The organism is Streptomyces sp. RLB3-17 (genome assembly GCF_007113425.2).
In the GTDB taxonomy this organism is placed as follows: domain Bacteria; phylum Actinomycetota; class Actinomycetes; order Streptomycetales; family Streptomycetaceae; genus Streptomyces; species Streptomyces mirabilis_D.
The window spans coordinates 535,080-559,395 of sequence record NZ_CP041610.2; the positions used below are offsets into that span (position 1 = coordinate 535,080).

A 24,316-nucleotide genomic window follows, 5' to 3' on the forward strand; every position below is an offset into this window, starting at 1 on the left:
CCTCCTTCCCGATGGGCCAGGCACCCCCTTCCCTGGTTGTTCAGCCCTGGGCGAGTTCCGCCAGGGCGTCGAGACGGGTGGGCGTCCAGCCGAGCTCGCGGCGCGCCCGGGCGCCGCTGAACTGCTGGTCGAGGGCGAACGCCTCGGCGATCGGGCCCATCCGTCGTACGGCCTCCTCGACGCTCAGCGACTCGATCCGGTCCGGGCATCCGGCGGCGTGGCTGAGGGCCCGGGTGACGTCCGCCAGCGGAAGGTTCTGGCCGCCGACCCCGGCGTAGGCGGACCCGGCCGGGGCGTTCAGGGCCAGGACGTACAGCTCGGCGATGTCGTCGACGTGGACCAGCGCCCAGTGGTTGGAGCCGTCCCCGATGCAGGGCACGGCTCCCGCGGCGCGCCCCGGCTCGACGAAGAACGACTGCGCCAGTCCGCCCGAACGGCCGTAGACCAGACCTGGCATCACCACCACCGGGCGCGCTCCGGTGGCGGCCCGGGCGAGCACCCGCTTCTCGTTCTCCAGCCGCCAGGCGGTGATGCGCGGCGGGCTCAACGGGGCGTCCTCGTCGACGACCCCGTCGGTGTCGCCGTACACCCACACCCCGCCGGTGTGCACATAGGGTCCGCTTCCCACACCGTCCTGCAGTGCCTCCGCCGCCGCGCGGTCGACGTCCGCGGTGCCCTCGGCGTAGTCCACGCCGAGGTGGATGACCCCGTCGGCCCTGCGGGCCGCCTCACGGAGGACATCGGTGTCGGTGAGCGCCCCCGCGACCGGGGTGGCACCGAGGTCCGACACGGTGCGCGCCGCGTGCTCACTGCGTGCCAGCGCTGTCACGCCGATGCCGTGCCCGGTCAGTGCCCGGATGGTGGAGCGGCCGATGTAGCCGGAGCCGCCTGTGATGAAGATCTGCATCGCTCTCACGGTCCTTGTGGTCGGCGGCGGGAGATTCCGCCGCTCCTCCACCCTTTCTCCGTGCCGCGGCCGGCGTCCAAGACCTCTTCCGTCAGCGGCGATACCCCCAGGGCATCAGCGCTGGACAAGGGAAGGAGGAGGAAGCCCCCGGACGTCGCGACGTGTTCCAGCTCCTCCCCGACGCCGGCGACCGAGGGCCACGGCCCGGCACCGACGGTGCCGTAAGGAGTCCGAGCAGCGGGTCCGGCCCGCCGCCAGACGTAACCTCCGGCACAGCCGCGACCGACCGTAGCCACCCCGTAAGCCCGCCGTGCCCGAAGCGGGATCATGACCCGTCGGCCGCCCAACGGCCCCTCGTCCAGCATCCGTTGGTACGACCCGTGCCCCCGTGCGGCCTGCTTGCGACAACCCGGGCACCGAGGGCCCCAGCAGCGCGGCGCACCACATCGCACCGACGATCGCGGCAGCCGAAACCAGTCCCTGCGGTGCGGAGCCGACCGCGAAGTCCTTGGCGACCAGCGGATCAGCCACCCCGATTCGTGCACAGCCACTTGGTGGGATCAGCGTGGGGAGGCACCTACCTGCCCTCATGATCGGACACGACCACGCCGGGCAGCGGGCGCTTCGGCCGCTGGAGGGGCGAGTTGCTCCTGCCGCTGCTCACAATGACCCCGGCATGCGCTCGATCGCCACCATGGCTGCGTCGTCATCCAGGTATCCGCCGGCGTGGTGCAACAGGTCCGCGCACAGGTGGGCCAGGAGAGCGTCGGGGCCCTTGCCGGACCTGCCGGCCACCCGTTCCACAAGCGGGTAGAACGTGCCGTTCGGGTCGCGGGCCTCGATGACGCCGTCCGTGTAGAGAAGGGCGATGTCGCCGGGCTCGAAGGCGAACGTTTCCGGGGAGGGCCGGGATTGCACGAATTCGGTGAGACCCAGAGGCGGTGCTGGGTGGCGCACCTCGAGCAGGCCGACCTGGCCGCCGCGCAGCAGCAGGGGCGGGGGGTGCCCACAGTTGATCATGTGAATGGCCGGATCATGGTCCGGGACGTCCAGTACGGCGGCGGTGATGAATGCCTCGCCACGATCCTCGGCCTCGCCTTCGGGGGCCGCGGGGTCGTCCAGGTCCGAGGAGACGGTTCCCTCCAGGAAGGCGACCAACTCGGGCAGGTCGGCCTGTTTGTGGGCCGCGGCCCGGAATGCGCCGAGAAGGAGGGCGGCATCCCCGACCGCCTCGAGGCCCTTGCCCCTGACATCGCCGATGACGATCCGGGTTCCTTTGGCCGTGCGGGCGGCGGCATACAGGTCGCCGCCGATCTGCGCCTCGGTCTCCGCGGCCAGGTAGACGGAGGCGATGCGCAACGGGCCGATCCGGTGGGGAATCGGCTTGAGCACCACTTCTTGTGCGGCCATCGCCACCGAGCGCAGCCGGCTCAGTTCCCTTTCATGGCGTCCTCGCAGGTGGGCAAAGACGGTCACGAGCGCTGACATCAGGATCAGGACGATGAGCTGGAAGATGTGGTTCAGATCAAGGAGGCTGGTGCGCGTCACCGCGACCACGGTCTGGGCCAGGACGGCCAGCGCGCCGACGAAGCCGGTCGCCCAGGGCCCGGCGAACGACGCTGTGAGAGCGGGTGCGGCGACCAGGAAGGGCCCGAGGTGGACGCTGGGCGGAGCGAGTACGTCGACCACCGTGACAATCGCGATCAACGCGATCGGTACCGCCAGCAGGGCACGGCGTGGTTCCCGTGACAAACCGTGATCCTTACCGAGTCGCCGAGAAACCATATGTCCTGGATACACCGCATCGCGCCCTGGCGCTCGCGCCGACAGACGGCACCCCTACCGCGCCTGCGGCACCCCACGGCCGGGAGCGCCGAACACCAGGTCCGGCCGTCACGCCGAAGGCGCTCTTGCCCTGGTCGGCGCGGCCCGGGCACTGAACGAGCGGGCGGCCCCGGCGCGTCTCCGGCGCGGCGCTCGCCGAAATTCCCCACTCGCTCGATCCCTCCACGCCGCAGATAGGCGCGGTTGTCGCGGCACGGAGGCGATCCCGACGCCGGCGCGGTCGGCCGGATCCGCGCCGCTGGATCTGCAAGCTGCCGGATGCTCTGGGCGAGGTCCGCCGGGGCAGCGGGTGGGCTCGGACGGCGCAGCGGAGATGGACCTTGCGTCCGCCCCACGGCCCGGGTGCCCGCACTCGCCCTGCCAGGCATCGGGGCGATGCGGTCCGGGGCCGTTCGCGAGGCAGCTCCAGTTCGGCCTCATCGGCATGCGGGAGCGCGCCCAGTCCGCCCGGCGGCCACCTGAAGGCGGGCCACCGCCCCGCAGGTGGCTTCGCCGTCACCGCCGAACTTCCCATCCTCAAAAACACCACCGCCGACGCGCTCCTCGACGTCAACCGCACCCTGGCCTCCGGAGAGGTCCTCCTGTCCCCCGCGGCCACGCGCTCCCTCATCACGCGCGCTTACAACCGATCTCCACTTCCCCTCTGTGGATCCTCCGCCGGCACCCTCGGTCGTCAGGGCCTCAGGCAGGTGGCCAGCTTCGCAGGGCCATGTCGGCCACCTGCTGGAGGTCGTCGCGGGCGGTGCCGCCGGCGGCTTGGACGGCGATGCCGTTTGCCACGGTCGTGAGGTAGCGGGCGAGTAGTTCGGGATCGGCGTCGGAGGGGAGGTCGCCTTCGTCGACCGCTTGCCGGAACCGGTCGCGGAGGAGGGAGGTGTGCTCGTCGCGCCAGGCGACGAGGGCGTCGCGGGCATCGCTTCCCGGGTCGCCGGCGGCGAGGGCACCTTGGACACCGAGGCACCCGGCGGGGCAGCCGGGGCGGGTGGTGGCCCGGACGGAGCCGTTGAGGAACGCGGCGGCCACCTGCCGGGCGGTCGGTTCTTGCAAGGCCCGGGCCCCGTACGAGGCGTCGGCCCGGCGAGCGCCACCGCGGTGATGGGTGACATCTCCGACCTGGCCGACCTGGACCGGCTGTACGACACGGTCCGTGCCCGGGGCCGTGGCCTGGACGTGCTGTTCGCCAACGCCGGTACCGCGTCGTTCGCGACGCTGGAGCAGGTCACCGAGGAGCACTACGAGGAGACCTTCGGCGTCAACGTCCGGGGCACGTTGTTCACGGTGCAGAAGGCGCTGCCGCTGCTGAACGACGGCGCGTCGGTGATCCTGAACTCCTCGGTGCGCGCCGATGACGGTGTCGCGGCCTTCGGCACATACGCGGCCTCCAAGGCGGCGATACGGTCCTTCGCCCGGACCTGGGCCAACGAGCTCAAGGGCCGTGGTATCCGGGTCAACGCGATCTCCCCGGGCACCATCGACACTCCTGGACTCGACGCAGTGGCCGAGGGAGACACCCCCCTCGCCAAGTCACAGTTCGCCGCGGGTGTCCCACTGGGCCGGATCGGGCGCCCGGACGAGGTCGCCGAGGTGGTGGCTTTCCTCGCTTCCGGGCAGAGCGGCTTCATCCTCGGAGCCAATCTGTACGTCGACGGCGGCGAGAACCAGATCTGACCCGCGGGCGCCATCCGCCGCGCGAACACCAGCGGCGACGATCCGTGACGGCCCGACAAGTGACAAGCTCGCCATCGGCGAGGCGCGGGAGTTGCCCCGCTGGGCACGCTCGGAGGGGCTGGATCCGCGTAGTCGGCGATGCGGCTCCAGCCCGGCTTCAGCAGTCAGTCTTGGCTCGGCAGCCAAAGCCTGCAGCGCGGGCAGAGCGCAACGTCACCTGTTTGGAGCCTGGACGCAAGCCCAACTGGCCAGGAAAGGGTCAGGGGTTCCAGAAAACCGAGGTGAACGCACGGTCGAAGCGCCACGCGGCCAGGTCCTCGCGTTGGATCACCCAGTGGACGGTGGCGCTCTCCCAGCCTTCCACGTCCATGCCGGCCTGCCAGTCGGCCAGGAGCACCCAGTCCGAGACGTCACCCGAAACCGGCCCGTCCCACCGGCCCGCTTCCGCCGCTTTCACGGCACGGAACGCGGCGATGGCGACCGGATCGGTGTAGATGGCCTCCTCCCAGGCGTATCCCCCGATCTGCAGCGGCCCCGCGGGGGCGATGGCGTCCTGGGTGCTGTCCCAGACCTCGACGAGTTCCTCGGAGCGGGGGTGCCCCGGAAGGGGACCACTCCCCGACTCCCCGAGGAATTCGACCGCGTGGTGGTAGGGCAGCGACACGCTGGCCGTCGCCCGCAGCGGGCCCTGCGGGAACGCCTCGAACATCGCCTCTTCATCCTCGAAGTCGAAGGTGTTCCAGGCGTTCCTGTCCCGTTCCGTCACAGCCGTGCCGGCGGGGACGTACACCACGCTGCCCATCGTGTCGTCATCGTCGGCGGTCTCGGGGAAGGCGAACAGCAGCAGATGGCCGTCCGGAGGCAGGGGCAGGTCTGTCGCGTCGGCGGGCAGGGCCGCGAGGTCGATGGAGGCGACGAAGGGGTGGGCGGGGTCCGGGACATCGGCCGGAAGCAGGAGCGGACCGCCGAACCGGCCCATGACCGGGCCGTCCCCGTCCCGCGTCAGCGTCGCGCAAGGGCGAGCGATGCCCAGCCACCGCTCTACGTCGTCGACGGGTATGTCCCGCGCGACCGCCTCGTCACGGAACGGACGTAACAGGTCCCACATCTCAGGAGTCATGGGCAGACCGTAGAGGAAGCGACTGACACCGCGGCGTCGAAGCCGTCGGCGGGCCACCGAGGGACTGTTCCGGCTCACCGCGAACTCGCCGAACGCGACTCTCGCTCCCGAGTGGGAGGTGCGACGACGCATCCGGCCTCGGCGCAGGCTGCGACTGATGGCCACTGTTCTCGGAAGCTCCGGGCGGGTTGACCAGCAAGGTCCACCCCGCCGCCGACCGCAAGTGCCGCCCCCCGTTACCGACTTCGTGGTTCCGCAATGAGGCCTCCGGCCTTCGGGTCCGCAGGCGGTTCGCCGACCTCTACCCGGGGGAGGCCCAGACCGACGCGAGGGACGCGTTCATCATCGCGGACGCTGCCCGCGCGATGCCCCACAGCCTGCGGTCGATCGACGGCGCGGACGATACGCCCTGGACGAGCAGACCGTCACCGTTCCGGGAACCGAGGCGGCCGCTCTGATGGTCCCGAGTCTTGCCGGCTCACTGACAGCCGTCCTTGATCAGCGCAAGGTGCTGGCCGGACGGATCGAGGACAGGGTGCCGGGCGGCCTCCGGCCCACAACAACCCACCAACTTGACCAAGGAGACAGGGCACGCCCCCGCGCAGGCAGTTGCCGGGGAGAGGCCGTCGGGTCGCCGCTCACAGCATGTCGAACTGTCTCCCGCGCCGTGGACGATGCATGCGTGCGGCGTGGACGCCCCTCTCCGGCACACGGCCGGGCCCACCGGACGACTGGCGGTACGGAAGCGCCGCGGAGGAGCACCGCGGAGCATTGACAGTCACGTTCGTACCGTTTGTCCGCCCACGCCCCCCTTGCGACCGTCCTGGACAAGGCGCCGTCCACCCGACGCGTTTGCGAAGGAGTGAAACGCCGGAGGGTGGGCGTGCGCCGAGCAGGGCAGGGCGGGACAGGCTGTGAATGATGCCCGTCGCAACGGGAACAACCCTGCGTTGCCAGTGTCTTTGATGGTGCGTGCTCGTGGCTGCGGGCGCAAGGAGCCTTCGCCGAGAGACGGCAACTCCCCCATGGCTCGGCTCGGATCCTGGCTGGTCCGGCGGAGGGAGCAGGTACGCATCCTCGACCGCGGGGACCCGCGCGTGAAGGCCTGTCGCGCCTGACCGCCCGACAGGCCGGAGGCCCGGGGCCGCTCGCCGGTGCAGGGAGGCGCGACCACTCGCCGACCTCGGAATCACGACACTCAGAGGGGTCGTCTGTGAACTTCGCGCTCAGAAAGTCCTGTTGGCCTCGTTGACATGCCGCAAGCACTCGCGTTTCACTCAACACTCGTGCATGGCAACGTTGTCAGGCCGTCGGAGCGACCGACACCGTTGCCCCCCGCCGGCGTTCCCCGTTCCCCGAGGGCGTCAGCACCGATGTGCGAATCGTGAACCGCTGCGGAGGCAACCGATGGTCAGACCTCGACGTTCTACGGCGCCACGTGACCGAATGAGATTCCGCCAACGCCTGGCGGTGGTGTCCGTCCTGGGCATCGCCGTACTCCCACTCCCGGCGATCGGAGGCGCCCATGCCGCCGGCGCCTCGACGCCTGCCCTGGTGAAGGACCCCGCGTCCCTCGTCAACCCCCTCATCGGCACCTCCGGCGCGGTGGACACCTTCCCCGGCCCCGACATGCCGGCCGGCATGGTGCAGTGGGGTCCCGACACGACGCCCGACCGTCCCTCGGGCGGCGGCTACGAGTACAACGACAACAAGATCTCCGGCTTCAGCCTCACCCATGTCTCGGGACCCGGCTGCGGCGTCGCGGGCGACCTGCCCATCCTGCCGGTGACCGGCGCGCTGTCGGGCAACCTCGGCGATGCGTCCGTCGGCTTCAGCCACGACGACGAGCAGGCGGGCATCGGGTACTACAAAGTCACGGACGCGAACGGCGTCAAGACCCAGCTGAGCGACTCCACCCGCGCCGGCCTGGGCACCTTCACCTTCCCCGCGGGCCGGCAGGCGAACCTGCTGTTCAAGCTCAGCGGGGGCGCCACACAGGTGGACGGCACCCGCGTCCAGGTGGTGAACGACAAGGAGATCCGCGGCTCGATCGACAGCGGTCACTTCTGCGGCGCGAGCAACAGGTACACGCTGCACTTCGACATCAAGTTCGACCAGCCGTTCACCGCGAGCGGCACCTGGGTCGGCAGCACCATCAACTCCGGCGCGACGTCGCTGAAGGCGGGCAGGGCACAGCAGACCCTGCAGACGCACCCGTCGAAACCGCTCAAGGAGAGGCACTTCACCGTTCCCGCGGCTCCCTCCCCGACCGTGCACGGGAGCGGCACCCCGTCCACGAGCACGCCGTCCCCGGCACCCAGCGCCGACGCCGCGCCCCGGAAGTCCGCCGCGAGCAAGGCCGTCCAGCCCCCCACCACGGGTGCCAACGGCATGTACCTGACTTTCGACACCTCCTCCATCCCGACGGTGAGCGCGAAGGTCGGCATCTCGTACACGAATGACGCCAACGCCGCGGACAACCTCACCACCGAGATCAGGAATTGGAACCTCGGTGCCGTCGAGCAGGCGAACCACGACGCCTGGAACACGGTGCTGAACAAGATCCAGACCGGCGGCGGATCCTCGGACCAGCAGGTGCAGTTCTACACCGCGCTCTACCACGCGTTGCTGCACCCCAACGTCTTCTCCGACGACAACGGCCAGTACATGGGCATGGACAACCAGGTCCACAAACTGGCAAAGGGCCAGCAGGCCCAGTACGCCAACTACTCGGGGTGGGACACCTACCGCTCCCAGACCCAGCTGATGGCGATGGTCGAGCCCAAGGTCACCAGCGACGTCGTCACCTCGATGCTCAACGGCTACGACCAGACGGGCCTGCTGCCCAAGTGGGCCTCGAACAACGGCGAGAGCTATGTGATGGTCGGCGACCCCGCAGCCGGCATCATCGCCGACGCATACGCCTTCGGCGCCCGGAGCTTCGACACCGACAAGGCGCTCGCCGCCCTGCAGCACGAGGCCACCGCCTCGAACAACGACCGCCCCGGCGAGTCGGTGCGGGACGCGAAGGGCTATCTCCCACTGGACGAGAACGACTACGGCTGCTGCAACTTCTACGGCCCGGTCTCCACGCAGTTGGAGTACGACTCCGCCGACTACGCCGTCGCCGCCTTCGCGAAGTCGCTGGGCAAGACGGCCGTCTACGAGAAGTTCGCCACTCGCGCCCAGGACTGGATGAACGTCTTCAACCCGCAGACCGGCTACATCCAGGGCAAGAACAAGGACGGCCAGTTCGCGACCGGTTTCACCCCCGGCACCTCCAACGGCTTCGTGGAGGGCACCTCGGCCCAGTACACACCGATGGTCCCGTTCAACCTGCAGCAGCTCATCCAGGCACGCGGCGGCGCCAAGGCGTACTCGTCCTACCTGGACAGCCTGCTCGACAACATCACACACCCGGGCAACACCGACGCCGACCTGAGCAACGAGCCCAGCGTGGAGATCCCCTGGGAGTACAACTACACCGGCGAGCCGTGGAAGACCCAGGCGGCCGTCCGCAAGGCCCAGCAGAACCTGTACTTCAACGCTCCGGTCGGCTCGTTCGGCAACGACGACCTCGGCGCGATGAGCTCCTGGTACGTCTGGTCCGAGCTCGGCATGTACCCGGAGACCCCGGGCACGGACACCCTGGCGCTCGGCAGCCCGGCGTTCCCGGTGGCCAAGGTGACCTTCGGCAACGGCAAGACGGTGCGGATCAACGCTCCGCAGGCCGCGCCCGACGCGCCGTACGTGCAGTCGCTCGGCGTCAAGGGCACGGAGTGGAACACCTCCTGGCTGACGTACCAGCAATTCGCGGGCGCGGGCACGGTCGACTTCACGCTCGGCACCGAACCCGACAAGTCCTGGGCGTCCGACCCGTCGGCGGCACCACCGTCCGACACCACGGGCGGCGACCGGGTCCTGGCGGCGACCGGCCCCTCCAGCGACGGCCTGGTGCTCCAGCCGGGCGCGTCCGGTGACGGCACGCTCGACCTGACCAACCTCGGCGGCAAGGCCGTCACGGTCGACTGGAAGGCGACGACGCCCTCCGGCATCACGCTGGACACGGCGTCCGGCTCGGTGCCAGTGCCCGCCTCGGGCAGCGCCGAGGCGAAGGTCCATGTGACAGCGGGCACGAGCGAGGGAACCTTCCCGGTCACCTTCGCGCTGACCGACCACAGCACCGGCGCGGCGCTCAGCGGGGCCACCCTCCGCGTGGCCGTGGCCAAGGCCGGTGCGCTGTGGCCGTACGCCACCAACAAGGGCATCTACCCCGACGGCACCGGCTACTCGGGCGGCTTCGACGGCGGGGGCTGGGCCTTCTCGCAGAACGCGCTGTCGGCGGCGGGCGTCACCAGCGGCTCCGCCCTCACGGTCGACGGCGTCTCCTACACCTGGCCGTCGGTGACATCCGGTCAGCTCGACAACCTGGAGATGGCCGGTCAGACCATCCCGATGCCGGCCGGCACGTCGGGTGCGTCACTGGGCCTGCTGGGCTCGGCGGCCAACGCACCGACCGACGGCAGCGGGGTGTCGGGCACGGTGACCGTCACCTACACCGACGGCACCACCTCCCAGGCGACCGTCGGCTTCTCGGACTGGACGCTCAACGGCGGGTCGAGCAAGCCGCTCGCGGGTGACACGACGGCCGTCACGACGGCCTACCGAAACACCGGGAGCGGGGGCCGGGACAACGTGAAGACCTACGTCTTCGCCACGAAGGTCCCGCTCGACGCGTCCAAGCAGGTGGCGTCGATCACGCTGCCGGTGACGGGCTCGACGGGCACCGACCACCTGTTCGCCTACGGCTTCGGCCAGTAGGAGCTCGGCACGCGCCGACGCATTCGGGCCGGTTCCCGGGCATGAGCCCGGGAACCGGCCCCACGCGGGCACAGGCCCGCCCGGCCGTCCCCTGCGGAGTCTTATGGGGCGCTTTGGGCCCTGGGGCGGGGTCAGATCCAGGTGGGCACGTGCCCCTCGGCATAACGGGCGCCGAAGCCGCCGTGGGGCAGGATCTCGTCGATCGCGGCGAGTTCGGCCCCGGTCAGAGTGACGTCGGCGGCGCCGGCGTTCTCCTCGATGCGCCTGGGACTGCGGGTGCCGGGGATGGGCACGACGTGCTCGCCGCGGGTGAGCAGCCAGGCCAGGGCCAGTTGGGAGACGGTGATGCCCTTGGTCGCGGCCAGGTCACTCAGCAGGTTGACGGCCTCGACGTTCTTCTCGAAGTTGCCGGGAGCCCAGCGCGGATCGGAGTTGCGCATGTCCGTGGCGTCGTATTCTCCGGCGGGCTTGGCGGTGCCGGTGATGAAGCCGCGGCCCAGTGGGGAGTAGGCGACGAAGCCGATGCCGAGTTCGTCGAGGACCGGGAAGAGCTGCTCGACGTCCCGCTCGAACAGGGAGTACTCGGTCTGCAGGACGGAGACCGGCTGCACCGCGTGCGCGCGACGGATGGTCTCCGGTCCGGCCTCGCTCAGGCCGAAGTACTTCACCTTGCCCGCGTCGATGAGTTCCTTGACTGTGCCGGCGACGTCCTCGATGGGCACGTCCGGGTCGACACGGTGCTGGTAGAGGACGTCGATGCGGTCGGTGTCGAGGTAGCGCAGGCTGTTGTCGGTGACCTTGCGGATGTTGTCGGGGCGGCTGTCGAGGCCGAATCCCTCGGACAGATTGGACAGGTCGAAGCCGAACTTGGTGGCCAGGACCACCTCGTCGCGGAAGTCCTTGACCGCCTTGCCGACCAGGATCTCGTTGGAGCCGGTGCCCCAGCCGTAGAGCTCGGCGGTGTCGAAGAAGGTGACGCCCAGGTCGTGGGCGCGCCGGATGGCGGCGACGCCCTCCTGCTCGTCGCCGGGGCCGTAGGCCATCGTCAGGCCCATCGAGCCGTAGCCGATCGCCGAGACCTCCAGGCCCTGGCCGCCGAGTGTCCGGTGCTGCATGACGCGCTCCTCAGGTCAAACCAAAACGTTTGCTTTGACCGTACGCCCTGTGGGCGGCCTTTGCCAAACAAACCTTTTTGGTTAGGTAGTCTTCAGACATGGCCTCTTCGACCAGCGCAGACTCGACCCGCGACCGCATCGTCACCGCGGCCAGGGCCGAGTTCGCCCGGTACGGGATCGCGGGCGCGCGGATCACGCGCATCGCCAAGGCCGCGAAGACCAGTTCGGAACGCCTCTACGCGTACTTCCGCAGCAAGGAAGCCCTCTACGGGTTCGTGGCCGAACAGGAGATGGCCGCGGTGGCCGAGGCGACCCGCCTGGACCCCACCGACCTGCCCGAGTACGCCGGGCGGGTGCACGACTACTTCATCCGCCACCCCGACCGCTTCCGGCTGATGAGCTGGGGTCGACTGGAACTCGCGGGCGACGACGCCGACACCGCCACCCAGGAAACCGTACGCCGCAAGGTCGAGCAGCTCCGCAAGGCCCAGGAAGCCGGCCACCTGGATCCCGCCTGGGAGCCCATCGACATCCTCGTCTTCGTCAACCAGATCGCCATGGCATGGGCCGGCCAGCTCGATCTCGTGGACACGGCCGCCGACCAGGTCCGCGACCCCTCCCCGGCAGCCCGACGCGCCGCCGTCGTCAACGCTGTCCAGCGCCTCTTCCCCGCCACCGCAGGCAACACCAGCGTCGGCACTTCTGGCACCGGCAGGGCATAGCCGCCTCCATCCACTGCCTTACGAGCGTTCGATGCGGTGGACTACTCGGGCTCCGGGTTCGGTGTCTTGGCGCTCGGGGTGGGTCACAGCGGGTCGGTCCAGGCGGCGTCGGACCGGGTCAGCGTGAACGCGGCGACGGTCGCGGCCGCGAGGAGCACCGCGGCGAACAGCAGGGGCAGGGCCGGGCCCCCGTGCAGGACGGTGACGGCGCCGATGAGGCCGCCGGAGAACATCGCCGCCGTCGAGAGCAGACGTCGACCGGCCTTGCCGCCCCTGCCTCCGGCGGCACGACTGTCGGAGGCGATGCCGGTGATGGTGAGCGTCAATACGGTCGTGGTCAGATCGGGTACGGCCAGCGCGCGTGCGGCGGCGTTCTGCACGCCCATGGCGAGGCCGAGCAGCGCGATCAGGGCGTACTGGCTGGTGCCCGTGTAGGGAGTGGCGGCGGCCTGGGCGATGACGTACGCCGCCAGGACCAGAACCGTCTCCACGACGAGGGCCAGGTGCAGTACGCGTCCGCGGTGCGCACGCGCTCCATGGGCCACGCGGCCGCCCAGCAGGGCGCCCACCGCGAACGCGGCGAGCGCGGCAAGCGACGCGGCGAGGGAGAAGCCCGCGGCACCGGCGATAGCGAAACCGGAGAAGACCACGTTGCCGGTCATGTTGGCGACGAAGACATGCCCCAGGCCGAGGTAACTGAAGGCATCCACGAGGCCGGTCACCACCGTCAGCGCGAGCATCAGCGGCGGAAGAGGGCCGTGCCGGTCCTTTCCGTCGGGGACGACGGTGGCCCATGCGTCGCGCAGGACGACCAGCATGACAACGCTCCGATTCGTGAGGCGGGCGGTTCCCGTTCAGCCTCTGGCGCGACGAGCGTTTCGTCCAACATATGGATGTGGGCGGAGCAATCGTTCTCACCGATCAATAGACCTCCCCTTGTCCCTTGGCGGCGTGCCGTTCCATCACGGCGAGGAACGCGGCGGCAGCCGGTGCCAGTCGCTTGCTGTCGTAGACCGCGCAGACGTTGTGCACCGCCGCGTCGTCCGCGAGACGGAGCGCGCGGGCGCCGTACGGCAGCGCGTCGCCGGGATTGCAGCCCAGAAGGGAGCCGGCTCCGAAGACCGTCGAGCGGGGTACGACCGTCACGCCGATGCCTCGCGCGGCCAGCCGGATCATGTCGTGGATCTGGCCGACCTGGAAGTGCCGGCCGGGTTCCACTCCGGCGCGCGCGAAGGCGGCCTCGACCTGGCGGCGCAACCCGGTGCCCGTCGTGAACTGGATGAGTTGGTGACTCTCCGGCAGGTCGGCCAGGTGCACCACGTCACGGTCGGCCAGGCCGTGGTCGGCGGGCACGATCAGGACGAGCGGGTCGTCGGCCAGGATGCGATGTTCGAGCCCTTCCGGTACCTGGTGGGGGCCGAGGCCCACCACGGCGAGGTCGAGTGCGCCGGACAGGACTGCGGCGGCCATCTCGGAACTCGGTGCGTTGACCACGTGGAAGTCGATTCCCGGATGCCGGGAGTGGTACTCGGCCATCACCTCGACCAGGTCGAACGAGGAGGCGCGCGTCTGCATGAGTCCCAGGCGCAGCCGCCCGCGTCGCAGGCCCGCCAGCGCGTCGAGTGCCGCCTGGGCGTTGTCCACGTCGGCCAGGATGCGCCGGGCCAAGGGTTCGAGCAGTTCACCGGCGGCGGTCAGCCGTACCGAGCGGCTCGTACGGCTGAACAGCTGGGCGCCGACCTCCTTCTCCAGTCGGGCGATCTGCTGGCTCAGCGCGGACTGCGCGACGTAGCAGTTCGCCGCGGCCTGGGTGAAGTTGCGCGTCTCGGCAACGGCGAGGAAGTACTTCAGGTGCCTCAGGTCCATCCCACACCCATCTCCTAAACCGATCAATATATGAAGAATCATGCGTTGGACCGCATGATTGTTCCAGACCTGGCGTCGCGCAGATCGCTGTCGCATGCTTCGCGGACTGCGACGTCGAAGCCGCGCGGCGCTCCCCGTTCTCCGGCGGGATTCCCCGTAGCCGTGGGCTGCGCGCCGAGTCCGCGGCGGCGTTCTCCGTCCGTAGCGGACCGTCAATCCCTCGGTCAGTTCAACCGTCCTTGGCGCGAACTGGTGGTAAATCGTGGCAACATTCCGGGACATGCAAGTACATTTCCGTCCACTGCTTCGCGATCGCACCGGCAGACGGGCCAAGGGATGAGCACGGCCGACCGCGTCGCGGTGACGCCCGGGATCGCACGGCTGCACGCGTCGCCCGGACTTGCCGGGCCCGGACGGCTCGGGCTGGTGACCAACCACACCGGCGTCCTACCCGACCTGCGCCCGGCCGCGCCCGCGCTACTCGAGGCCGGCGCGCGGCTGGTCGCCCTGTTCGGTCCCGAACACGGGCTGCACGGGATCGAACAGGCCGGTGAGAGCGAGGCCGCTCAGGCGGACCCCACCACCGGCCTGCCGGTCCACGACACCTACCGGTGCAGTGGCGAGCGCCTCGACAAACTGCTGATCGACAGCGGCGTCGACGCGCTCGTGTACGACCTGCAGGACATCGGGGCCAGGTTCTACACCTACGTGTGGACCATGTTCGACCTGATGGTCTCGGCGGCTCGTACGGGCGTACGGTTCGTGGTCGCCGACCGGCCGAATCCCCTCGGTGGACTCGTCAGCGAGGGCCCGCTGCTGGACCCGGCATGGGCCAGCTTCGTCGGGCGCGCGGCGGTACCCGTCCGCCACGGTCTCACCTGCGGTGAACTCGCCCGGCATCTCAACGCCTCGGCCGTACCCCAAGTGGCGGGCAGTGCGGCTGACTTGACGGTGATCGAGGCCGCCGGCTGGCGGCGCGGCATGGACGCGGGGGCCACCGGTCTGCCGTGGGTCGCGCCCTCGCCGAACATCCCGACGTCGACCACTGCCACGTTCTACCCCGGCACCTGTCTGTTCGAGGGGACGAATCTCTCGGAGGGCCGTGGTACGACGCAGCCCTTCGAGATCGTCGGGGCCCCGTACATCGACGCGCGGTTCGCGCCCTCGCTCGCCGAGCTCGCCCTGCCTGGAGTGCACTTCCGTGATCTGCGGTACGTACCGACCTTTCACAAACACGCCGGACGGCCGCTGCGCGGGGTCCAACTCCACATCACCGATCGCGAAGTGTTCGCGCCCGTGCGTACCGCTGTCGCGATGCTGGCCACGCTGCGGCGGCTGTACCCGGGAGACTTCGACTGGCGCACCTCGGACGGCGGCGTGGAGGGGACCGACCACCGTCACTTCATCGACCTGCTGTGGGGGTCCGACCGGTTGCGGCGCGCCGTCGACGCGGGCGAAGACCCGCTGCCGCTCTGCGATCCACCGGCGCCGCCCGGCCGGTGGGCCGGCGACGCCGTGTTGCTCTACTCCTGAGACCTCCTGGGCCGCCGCCGCGACGCGTTGCCCGCTGTCATCACCAACGCCACGCCCAGCCCCGTCGCCGACGCCGACGCCGCGGGGGACGTTCGACGCCGTCCGTGATCTGCGTATGGAAGGACAACCCCATTGATGACGACAACCCCGTCGACGACCGATCGCACGACGACATCCCGGGTCGAGACGCGTGGCTTTGGCCCGGGCGACGGCCCGCGGTTGGTGGAGTCGTGGCGCCGGAGTGCGCCGGCCGACTCCATCACCCCGGACCGCTTCCGCTCCCTGGTGCTGCTCGACCCCAACTTCGATCCGGAGGGCCTTCGGGTCGCCGTCGACGGCGACCGTGTCCTCGGCGCGGCCTACGCGGTGCGCCGCCTGACGCCGATGACCGGCACCGACCTGGAGCCGGAGCAGGGCTGGATCCCGTTCTTCTTCGTCGACCCGGCCGCCCGCGGGCGCGGCCTCGGCCGCCGGCTGCTGACCGACGCCCTCGACTGGCTGCACAGCCACGGCCGCACCCGGGTGGACTTCTCCTCGTACACCCCGAACTACGTCCTCCCCGGCCTGGACGCCGAGGCGTACCCCGAAGCGGCCGGACTCCTTGAGTCCCTGGGCTTTCGCACGCTGTACGAGGCGGCGGCGATGGACCGCGGCCTGGTCGGCTATCGCATCCCGGAGGATGTCGCGTGCCGCTTGGACGAACTCACGGCGCAGGGCTACCGGTTCGCCACTCCGTACGACGACGACCTGGTGGACCTGTTCGCGCTGGCCGGGAACCACTTCGGCCCGGACTGGGCGTGCACGATCCGTCAGTGTCTGGCCGCGGGCACACCGCTCGACCGGATCGTCGTTGCCCGGGACCCTTCGGGCCGCCTGGTCGGCTGGGCGATGCACGGCACGTTCGACTCGGTGGACGAGCGGTTCGGGCCGTTCGGCGTGCTGGAGGAGATGCGCGGCACCGGACTCGGCAAGGTCCTGCTCCACCTGGTCCTGGAGCGGATGCGGGCGCGCCGCGCGCACTCCGCGTGGTTCCTGTGGACCGGCGAGCAGTCCCCGGCGGGCCACCTGTACCGCAAGAGCGGTTTCACCACGACCCGGGTGTTTCGCGTGATGCGCCGGGAGGCCGCCCGATGACGCCGTCACACCGAATCGGTGGCCTGAGCCGCCGTCACTTCGCGCTCGTGCTCCCCTCGGCGCTGCTGCCCCCGGCGCTGCTCGCCTCCGGATGCGCCGCGCCGTACCAGGGCACCGGGCGGCCCGGGGATCCGATCGTCCTCACCCTGCTCTCCCACTACGCGAGCGGGGCGCTCAAGGAGGCCCTGCAGCGTCCGGTCGACGAGTGGAACGCCACTCATGACCGGGTCAAGGTGCGGACGAAGGCCGTCGAGTTCACGGACCTGCTGACCACGTTCATGGTCCGGCAGGCCGCGGGCCAGGGCGCCGACATCCTCCATCCGTACTGTCTGTGGAACGGCCAACTCGTCCAGGCCGGTGTCCTGCGGCCCGCCCCCGCCGAGCATGCCGAGGAGATCAGGCGCGGCTACGGCGGGGCCGCGGTCGGCGCCTCGTCGGTGAAGGGCAGGATCTACGGCTACCCGACCGAGGTGCAGACGTACGCCCTCTACTACAACAAGCGACTGCTGCGCGAGGCCGGCATCGAGCGTCCTCCGCGCACCTGGCGTGAGTTGGAGGAGGCGGCCTACCGCACCGCCAAGCGGGACCGGTATGGCAACACGCTGGTCCAGGGGTTCGGGCTGTCGACCTACGACGACTCCACCACCGTCGGCCAGACGCTCGCCCTGCTCAACGCCGCCGGCGGAACGTTCGTCTCCGCGGACGGCAGGAGCACCGCCATCGACTCGCCGGCCGGCCGGGCCGTGTTCGATCTGGAGCACCGCCTCGTCGTCAAAGGTGCGAGCGCCCCTGGCGTCAACGTCTACAAGGCGTTCCAGTCCGGACAGGTGGCCATGGTGGTCAGCGCCGGCTGGTGGACCGGAAGCCTGAAGACCGAGATGGGCCAGACCTACCGCGATGTCGGCGTCGCGCCGCTGCCCGTCCCCGAGGCGGACGGCAGGCGCGCCACACTCTCCACCGGCTTCATGCTGGGGGTCAACACGGCCAGTGAACACCCGCGCGAGGCCTGGGAGTTCCTGCGCTGGCTCAACACCGAGAAGGTGAGCGTCAAGAGCGCCAAGAAGGGTGCGACAGCGACCCGGATGAGCTCCCTGCAGGTGTCGGTCGGCTCTCTGACCGGCCGCGCCGAGGACATGCGGACACTCCTGAGCGAAGGCAGCGATCCGAACCTGCGCCCCTTCCTGGACGCGCTGGCGTACGCGGTGCCGGAGCCGAACGTGGCGGGCGCGCAGCAGGCCAAGTCGCTGCTGCGCAAGAACATCGAGGCGTTGTGGACCGGTCAGCAGTCGGTCGACGAGTCACTGCGCACCATCCGCCGTCAGGTCGATCAGGAGGTGTCGCGCTCATGGTGAACGCCTTGGCACCGGAGACGACCGAGCGGGTGCACAGCCCCCGGGACGCCGGGTCCACCGGGCCCGCCGTCGACGGCCGCCGCCGGACCCGGCCCCGACGCCGCCAGGCCGTCGTCGCCTATCTCTTCCTGGCGCCGACGTTGCTCTTCTTCGCGGTCTTCCTGATCCTGCCGCTCGGCTTCGCGCTGCTGCTGTCGATGTCCCGCTGGGCCGGGTTCGACCTCGGCGACATCGATCCGGTCGGCCTGGACAACTTCACCGACCTCTTCGTGGACGGTTCGACGTTCCTGACGCCGATCCTCACCAATACGCTGCTGTTCGCCCTGGGCACCGTGGCTCTCGCGCTCGCCGGCTCCGTGCTCGTCGCCAACTGCATCGACAAGCTGCGGTTCCAGGGGCTGTGGCGCACCCTGTACTTCCTGCCGATCGTCACGACCGTCGTCGCCATCGGCAACGTATGGAAGTACATGTACGAGCCGGGCGGCCTCGTCAACGGTGTCCTCAACGCCCTCGGGCTCGGCTCGGTGGCGTTCCTCCAGGACCCGGACACCGCGCTGCCCTCAGTCGTGGTCGTGCAGGCCTGGGCCTCGGTCGGCACGGCGATCCTCATCCTGACCGCCGGGCTGAAGTCCATTCCCGAGTCGTACTACGAGGCCGCCGCGCTCGACGGTGCCGGGCCCGGCACCGTCTTCTGGAAGATCACACTGCCGCTGCTGCGGCCGTCCCTGCTGTTCGTGTGCATCACCCAGTTCATCACCGGCCTGCAGTCGTTCGCGCTGATCATCGTGATGACCAAGGGCGGCCCGGGTGACGCGACCAATGTCGCCGCGCTGGAGATGTACCGCCAGGCCTTCTCGTACGGCGACTGGGGCACTGCGAGCGCCGCGGCCTTCGTGCTGTTCCTGGTGGTCCTCGTGGTCACCCTCGTGCAGTTGTGGATCTTCCGGCGCAAGGGAGAGGACACATGATCCGCCGCCGCTTCCCGTGGTTCTCGTATCTGGTGGTCATCACCGGCGCCGTGCTCACGGTGGTGCCGTTCCTCGACATGGTGATGACGTCCTTCAAGGGGCCCGGCGAGTCCGGCACGCTGCCGTACCGGTTCCTGCCCGAGGCGTTCGACCTGTCCAACTACCGGGCGGCGATCGACCAGCTCGATCTGCCGGTGCTCTTCCGCAACAGCGTCATCGCCACCGCCGTGATCACCGGATCGGTGCTGCTCACGTCGTCACTCGCCGGCTACGCGCTCGCCAAACTCCACTTCCCCGGACGGAACTTCATCTTCCGCCTTGTGCTGTCGACGATGATGTTCCCCCCGTTCCTCTTCTTCATCCCGCACTTCCTGATCCTGGTGCACTGGCCGCTCGCGGGCGGCAACGACCTGTTCGGGCGCGGCGGCGCGGGCTTGACCGTCAGCATCACCGCACTCGCCATGCCGTTTCTCGTCAACGGCTTCGGGATCTTCCTGATGCGCCAGTTCATGGTCTCGATCCCGGACGAGGTCCTCGAGGCCGCGCGCATCGACGGGGCGGGCGAGTTCGCCGTGTGGTGGCGGATCGTGGTGCCGCAGACCAAGCCGGTCATGGTGACGCTCGGGCTGCTGACCTTCGTCGACGCCTGGAACGAGTACATCTGGGCGCTGCTCGTCTCGACCGCCAACCCGGACGTGATGACCCTGCCCGTCGGCATCCAGCTCTTGCAGGACTACGTCGACCCGACCCGCACGATGCCCATCGTCATGGCCGGCCTCGTCCTGAGCATCCTGCCGGTCCTGATCCTCTTCCTGCTGCTCCAGAAGTACTACATCCGTGGCGTCATGCTCAGCGGTCTCAAGTGAAGAACGCGGCCGCCGACGCCCTGGCCGCCCTCCCCTGCGTCAGCAGGCCACCTCAGGCCGCCACACCTATCGTGGATGGGAGGAAGGGGCTACTGCACATCGTCGATGTGTACGCCCAGTGCTGCAACGTCAAGGAGCGCGTCATGTCGCGCAGCAGCAACGCCGCCGTCCTGGAGGGCTTCGGATCAGCGGTGAACACTGACCACCTCGGCGAGCTCGAGGAATACGTGGCGCCCGACTCTGTGGACCACGACCCGGCCCCAGGCCAGGTTCCGGGACCGGAAGGCTATGAGGAGATGTTCGCCACGATGCGGCGAGCCTTCCCCGATCTGCACATCGAGGTCGAGCACGTCATGGCCACCGACGACGAAATCGCGTTCGCCTACACCATCACGGGCACACATCTCGGTGAACTGATGGGGCACAGTCCGACGGGAAAGACGGTGAGTTACCGAGGCATGCAGATCAGCCGGTTCGCCGACGGGAAGATGGTCGAGCGCTGGGGCAGCAGCGATGAGCTCGGCATGCTCCGTCAGCTCGGTCTCACCTGATCAAGTACACATCGCCGGACTGTTGGGCGGTCGGCCTTCGGTTCGGACCGAGCCGACTCACTCCTCCGGTCGGTAGCTCCCAGGGGGCGGGCGCATCACGCCTGTGGCGGGACCGGCGTCGGCCATGCGGTCGGCGACGCCGGTGTCGACGAACTTCCCGGTCCCGGTACGGGACTTCACCGCGCGCCTCACGGTGACCGCGGTCGGCTCGGACCATTCCGAGGTCCACTGGGCCGCCCAGTTCCGGGGAACTTCCTCGTCCGCATTGAGGACGGCATCCTGGTGGAGCAGGGGGACGTGATCGAGCGGGAGCGGCACATCTCACGAGCAGGCAAACCGAACCCTCCGTTGAGGAGGTGGCGGGCGCCACTCCACTACGGCACCCAGTCGCCTTGTCGATCAGGCCGAGTCGCTCGCTTCCAGGGCCACCCGGCCTGGCCGGGGTTCCGTCCCGCTTCACGCTTCCAGTAGTGGGTAATCGGTGTAGCCGGCTGCATCCGGACCGTAGAAGAGGTCCTTCTTCGGTTCGGCGAGCGGCGCGTGGGAGGCGATCCGGGCCGGCAGATCCGGATTGGCGATGAACGGCTGCCCGTAGGCGACCAGATCCGCCAGGCCGTCGCTCAGAATCGAGTTCCCTCGGTCCTGGTCGAACCCGACGTTCGCCATGATCGTGCCTTCATAGACCTTCCGGAAGTGCCGGAACATGCCATCGCCGGCCAGCTCCTCCAACGGTCCTCCGGTGGGGTCGGCCATCATCCCCATGAGCAGGAGATGTGACAGTTCATAGTCGTTGAGCCGTCCGAGCACGTACTCGCTGTCAGCCAGCGCCTCGACCCCGGAGATGAACTCTCCCGTCTCGGACCAGGCGGGTCCGGCTTTCACACCGACACGCCGCAGCTCGACGAACTCGCCGACAGCCTCGATGATCTCGAAGAGGAAGCGGGCACGGTTCTCGATCGTGCCGCCGTAGCGGTCCGTGCGCAGATTGGTGCGGGGATTCAGGAACTGACTGATCAGGTAGTTGAAGCCTGCCTGCAGCTGCACACCGTCGAATCCCGCCGCCATGGCGTTGCGAGCCGCCGCCGCATAATCGGCGACCGTCCGACGGAGGTCGTACGCCGACATTGCCCGGGGCTCCACGGTGGGCTTGCGGCCAGCCGAAGTCGGGGCCAGTAGCCCCGGGTTGACGGCTGAAGGCGCGAGGGGCGGGCGGCCGTCGAAGAAGTCGGGGTGAGAAGCGGACCCGGTGTGCCACAGCTGAGCGAAGATGACACCACCTGCGCGGTGGACCGCATCTGTCACCTGCTTCCAGTGGGCGACCTGCTCATCGGTGAACAGCCCCGGAACGTCATGCCATCCGACCGCGTCGCGGCTGATCCACACACCCTCGGAGACGATCAGACCGGCTGAAGCCCGCTGGGCGTAGTACTCGACGTGGAGATCAGTGGGCAGGAGATCGCGATTGCGTGCACGACTCCGCGTCAACGGGGCCATGACCACGCGGTTCGCCAGAGAGACGTCGCGCATCCGGTAAGGCAGAAGCAAGGACTGTGTCGAGCTCATATGTGACTCCTGATGTGAGAGCGGGGCCAGGAAGATCTCGGGAGGCGACCGGTGACATCTGGCACCGACCCATTAAGGCCCGGAAATGTGCTTTAGCTCGACCGTAGCACTCATCCGCACTAAAGCAAATATCTGTGCTCCAAGGTGCCCCCCTGCCGTCGGTAGTCGGCAGTCGGGCCCGTCGCAGGGGGCCTGAGGATCCCGTGGCGCACGTAGCCCATGCGGATGTGCGCGTAGGGGTGGTGACCGCACCCGACCCAGCCGCCCAAGCCGCCTGATCCACACCTGCCGCGCGACGACATCAACAGGCACCGGCTCGACGTACGCAACCCGGACCGAACCCGGGCTCGCGATTCCATCTCTCTCGCGATCGACATCGAAGACGCATACTTCACCTGACAGACAGGGCCGGAAAGCAACAAGCACATTCCTGGGCATCCTGGCGTCGGTGAAGCTGATCCTCATGCGGAGCAAACGGCTCGTCCGGGCAACCCCGGCCCTGCGACAAACCAGTCCGCTACCGCGAGGCCTTCGGCATCAAAGTCTCCGAGCCCTTCCAGACTCCGTAAGGCGCAAACCGAGCACCCTGCTCGCCGGCTGTTGGAGGAGACGTGACCAACCTGCTCTCAGCAGTTCTCAAGGCTCATGGCGGCACCGAGCGGTGGGGTCGGCACACAACCGTGACTGCCACCATCGTCAGTGACGGAGAGCTCTTTGCGGCCAAGGGCCTGCCCCAGGACCTCCAGCCACGCCGCATGACTGTCGACACGCACAAGGAACACGCTTCAGTGCGCCCCTTCGGGGCTCCCGAACAGCGCTCAGACTTCACACCCGACCGCATCGCGATCGAACGCGTCGACGGCACCGTCGTAGCCGAGCGTTCCCATCCACGGGCGTCATTCCGGGGACACACCCTGGAAACGCCCTGGGATCCACTGGACCGCGCCTACTTCAACGGCTACGCCCTGTGGACGTACCTGACCACGCCGTTCTTCGCGATCATGAACGGCATGGGCGTAGAGGAGTCGGAACCGTGGAACGAGTCGTCAACTGAGCGATGGCGCCATCTGCGGGTCACTTTCCCGGACGACATCGCAAGCCACAGCACGGTGCAGGACTTCTACTTCGGGGACGACTATCTGCTCAGGCGCCACGACTACCACGTCGACATCGCCGGCGGCTTCGCGGCCGCGCAGTACGTCTACGACATCGATGAAGCAGACGGAATCAAGTTCCCGACCAGGCGTCGCGCCTACCTCCGCCGGTCCGACGGACGTCCCGACCACGATCACCTCATGGTCAGTATCGACCTGCGCGATGTCCATTACCTCTGACAGCGCCAGTCATGCGGCAGCCCTGGCTCCTCGCCGGGGAGCACATCCGCATGACGGCAGGCCCCTGCTGCGACGGGCGGCTCAGGTGCCGGCGAGCGAGGCACAACGGCGAGGACCGCGCCGGAGGGCCGACTGTCAGACCTGGTCGGCGCCGGCCCGCTTGCGCGCACGATAGTTGCGCAGGTTGGCCGCGTTGCCGCAGACGTGGACGTCGTGCCAGACGCCGCTGTTGTTGCGGGAGCGGTCGTAGAAGGCAACCAGGCAGCGCGTGTTTCGGCAGGCCTTCAGCCGGCGCAGGGTGTCGGTGCACTGTGCCTGGTAGACCTCGATGAGGGCGAGTGACGCCACCTGCCGCCATCCCGTACCGCGGGGCTCGGCGTGGACGGCCCCGTGCTCGTCGAGCCGCAGTGCGGTGGGCAAGGTCATCAGTGAAGCCGCCGGGCCGACCTCCGTCGCCGAGTCACCGAGCTGGGCGTGGAGGCTCTGCCCCAGGTCATGACGGAAGTCGCGCAGGCCCTGCACGTCCTCGGCTGTCAGTTCGATGCCGGGTGCGGGCCGGTGGGACACGCCACTCCAGCTCTTCAATGCCTGGTCGAGCCAAGTACGGGCGCCCTCGGCGGTCTGCAGAAGGTCGGACTCCCGGGGCTTGCCGGCGGACAGCGTGTTGAGCAGGTCCTGTACGAAGGCCAGCCCGCCCGGGGCGGGCTCCAGGCCATATCGGGCTGTCGCAGTCCAGGACATTCGCGCATCTCTTTCGGTGACGGCAGCTACAGCAACATGTCCATAGCCTATTTACTTATTACGTCTGGCAGTGTAACTCTCCGAATGACGAGTGTCGGCTTCCCGAAGCTCCGCGTAGGGCCCGGTGGGTTCGCCCTTGCAGGCTGTGCCGCTCGGGTGAGTCGCGGACAGAAGCATCTGCACGTCGGACACGCACTCGGCTGACGCCTC

At 69.1% G+C, this 24,316-nt stretch carries 20 protein-coding genes and 2 pseudogenes; 11 read left to right on the top strand and 11 right to left on the bottom strand.

Annotated elements, in window-relative coordinates; all coding sequences use genetic code 11:
* Positions 1-40 precede the first annotated feature (40 nt).
* From FNV62_RS02725 to FNV62_RS02740, 4 genes and pseudogenes are all read right to left on the bottom strand, one after another.
* Positions 41-907, bottom strand: a complete 867-nt coding sequence (locus FNV62_RS02725; RefSeq protein WP_144314584.1) for an NAD-dependent epimerase/dehydratase family protein — start codon at positions 905-907, stop codon at positions 41-43.
* A 5-nt stretch (positions 908-912) separates the two neighbouring features.
* The gene (locus FNV62_RS57880; protein WP_144314585.1) at positions 913-1,458 is read right to left on the bottom strand and encodes a transposase family protein; all 546 of its coding nucleotides are present in this window, start codon (positions 1,456-1,458) and stop codon (positions 913-915) included.
* Between the two features lie 109 nt (positions 1,459-1,567).
* On the bottom strand, positions 1,568-2,692 hold the full coding sequence (locus FNV62_RS02735; RefSeq protein ID WP_143599776.1) for a PP2C family protein-serine/threonine phosphatase: 1,125 nt from the start codon (positions 2,690-2,692) through the stop codon (positions 1,568-1,570).
* Between the two features lie 741 nt (positions 2,693-3,433).
* A pseudogene (locus FNV62_RS02740) lies at positions 3,434-3,820 on the bottom strand (TetR family transcriptional regulator C-terminal domain-containing protein); the annotation flags it as partial.
* A 27-nt stretch (positions 3,821-3,847) separates the two neighbouring features.
* Here FNV62_RS02740 and FNV62_RS02745 point away from each other — a divergent pair.
* Positions 3,848-4,420 carry an SDR family NAD(P)-dependent oxidoreductase gene (locus FNV62_RS02745; protein WP_144314586.1) on the top strand — a complete coding sequence of 191 codons (573 nt, stop codon included), beginning with the start codon at positions 3,848-3,850 and terminating at the stop codon, positions 4,418-4,420.
* 259 nt (positions 4,421-4,679) lie between these two features.
* Here FNV62_RS02745 and FNV62_RS02750 read toward each other — a convergent pair whose 3' ends face one another.
* Complete coding sequence (locus tag FNV62_RS02750) at positions 4,680-5,540, bottom strand: DUF1963 domain-containing protein (protein WP_225900108.1); 861 nt, start codon at positions 5,538-5,540, stop codon at positions 4,680-4,682.
* Between the two features lie 284 nt (positions 5,541-5,824).
* Between FNV62_RS02750 and FNV62_RS54490 the strand changes: the two are divergent.
* Together FNV62_RS54490 and FNV62_RS02760 are read left to right on the top strand one after the other, a co-directional pair.
* Positions 5,825-5,944, top strand: a pseudogene (locus tag FNV62_RS54490) (IS110 family transposase); the annotation flags it as partial.
* Positions 5,945-6,986: 1,042 nt separating this feature from the next.
* Entirely contained in the window at positions 6,987-10,361 is a 3,375-nt protein-coding gene (locus tag FNV62_RS02760) for a lectin (RefSeq protein WP_225900109.1), read from the top strand.
* 131 nt (positions 10,362-10,492) lie between these two features.
* Here the strand turns inward: FNV62_RS02760 and FNV62_RS02765 are convergent, their stop codons facing one another.
* Positions 10,493-11,476 (bottom strand): aldo/keto reductase, encoded by a 984-nt coding sequence (locus FNV62_RS02765; RefSeq protein ID WP_144314588.1) that lies wholly within the window; start codon positions 11,474-11,476, stop codon positions 10,493-10,495.
* A 98-nt stretch (positions 11,477-11,574) separates the two neighbouring features.
* Here FNV62_RS02765 and FNV62_RS02770 point away from each other — a divergent pair, with 98 nt between their 5' ends.
* The gene (locus FNV62_RS02770; protein ID WP_144314589.1) at positions 11,575-12,198 is read left to right on the top strand and encodes a TetR family transcriptional regulator; all 624 of its coding nucleotides are present in this window, start codon (positions 11,575-11,577) and stop codon (positions 12,196-12,198) included.
* An 83-nt stretch (positions 12,199-12,281) separates the two neighbouring features.
* On the opposite strand, the gene FNV62_RS02775 is transcribed toward FNV62_RS02770, so the two are convergent.
* Both FNV62_RS02775 and FNV62_RS02780 read right to left on the bottom strand, forming a co-directional pair.
* A complete protein-coding gene (locus tag FNV62_RS02775) occupies positions 12,282-13,016 on the bottom strand; it encodes a DUF1275 family protein (RefSeq protein WP_097282324.1) in 735 nt (244 codons plus the stop codon).
* A 103-nt stretch (positions 13,017-13,119) separates the two neighbouring features.
* Complete coding sequence (locus tag FNV62_RS02780; protein WP_144314590.1) at positions 13,120-14,064, bottom strand: LysR family transcriptional regulator; 945 nt, start codon at positions 14,062-14,064, stop codon at positions 13,120-13,122.
* 336 nt (positions 14,065-14,400) lie between these two features.
* On the opposite strand from FNV62_RS02780, the gene FNV62_RS02785 reads away from it, so the two are divergent.
* From FNV62_RS02785 to FNV62_RS02810, 6 genes are all read left to right on the top strand, one after another.
* Positions 14,401-15,597 carry an exo-beta-N-acetylmuramidase NamZ domain-containing protein gene (locus tag FNV62_RS02785; RefSeq protein ID WP_144314591.1) on the top strand — a complete coding sequence of 399 codons (1,197 nt, stop codon included), beginning with the start codon at positions 14,401-14,403 and terminating at the stop codon, positions 15,595-15,597.
* A gap of 135 nt (positions 15,598-15,732) precedes the next feature.
* The gene (locus tag FNV62_RS02790; protein WP_225900110.1) at positions 15,733-16,731 is read left to right on the top strand and encodes a GNAT family N-acetyltransferase; all 999 of its coding nucleotides are present in this window, start codon (positions 15,733-15,735) and stop codon (positions 16,729-16,731) included.
* Positions 16,728-18,083, top strand: a complete 1,356-nt coding sequence (locus tag FNV62_RS02795) for an ABC transporter substrate-binding protein (protein WP_205523112.1) — start codon at positions 16,728-16,730, stop codon at positions 18,081-18,083. The genes FNV62_RS02790 and FNV62_RS02795 overlap by 4 nt, the downstream gene beginning before the upstream one ends.
* Entirely contained in the window at positions 18,077-19,051 is a 975-nt protein-coding gene (locus tag FNV62_RS02800) for a carbohydrate ABC transporter permease (RefSeq protein ID WP_144314592.1), read from the top strand. The genes FNV62_RS02795 and FNV62_RS02800 overlap by 7 nt, the downstream gene beginning before the upstream one ends.
* Positions 19,048-19,917 carry a carbohydrate ABC transporter permease gene (locus FNV62_RS02805; RefSeq protein WP_143599783.1) on the top strand — a complete coding sequence of 290 codons (870 nt, stop codon included), beginning with the start codon at positions 19,048-19,050 and terminating at the stop codon, positions 19,915-19,917. Before FNV62_RS02800 ends, FNV62_RS02805 begins: the two co-directional genes overlap by 4 nt.
* A gap of 143 nt (positions 19,918-20,060) precedes the next feature.
* Positions 20,061-20,468 (top strand): ester cyclase, encoded by a 408-nt coding sequence (locus FNV62_RS02810; RefSeq protein ID WP_054228600.1) that lies wholly within the window; start codon positions 20,061-20,063, stop codon positions 20,466-20,468.
* A 57-nt stretch (positions 20,469-20,525) separates the two neighbouring features.
* On the opposite strand, the gene FNV62_RS02815 is transcribed toward FNV62_RS02810, so the two are convergent.
* Entirely contained in the window at positions 20,526-20,786 is a 261-nt protein-coding gene (locus tag FNV62_RS02815) for a hypothetical protein (protein WP_144314593.1), read from the bottom strand.
* A 138-nt stretch (positions 20,787-20,924) separates the two neighbouring features.
* Positions 20,925-22,031: an alkene reductase gene (locus tag FNV62_RS02820; RefSeq protein ID WP_144314594.1), complete on the bottom strand. Its 1,107-nt coding sequence runs from the start codon at positions 22,029-22,031 to the stop codon at positions 20,925-20,927.
* A gap of 680 nt (positions 22,032-22,711) precedes the next feature.
* On the opposite strand from FNV62_RS02820, the gene FNV62_RS02825 reads away from it, so the two are divergent.
* Positions 22,712-23,365 (top strand): hypothetical protein, encoded by a 654-nt coding sequence (locus FNV62_RS02825; protein WP_225900111.1) that lies wholly within the window; start codon positions 22,712-22,714, stop codon positions 23,363-23,365.
* A gap of 135 nt (positions 23,366-23,500) precedes the next feature.
* Here FNV62_RS02825 and FNV62_RS02830 read toward each other — a convergent pair whose 3' ends face one another.
* Positions 23,501-24,106: a CGNR zinc finger domain-containing protein gene (locus FNV62_RS02830; RefSeq protein ID WP_144314596.1), complete on the bottom strand. Its 606-nt coding sequence runs from the start codon at positions 24,104-24,106 to the stop codon at positions 23,501-23,503.
* Positions 24,107-24,316: the final 210 nt, after the last annotated feature.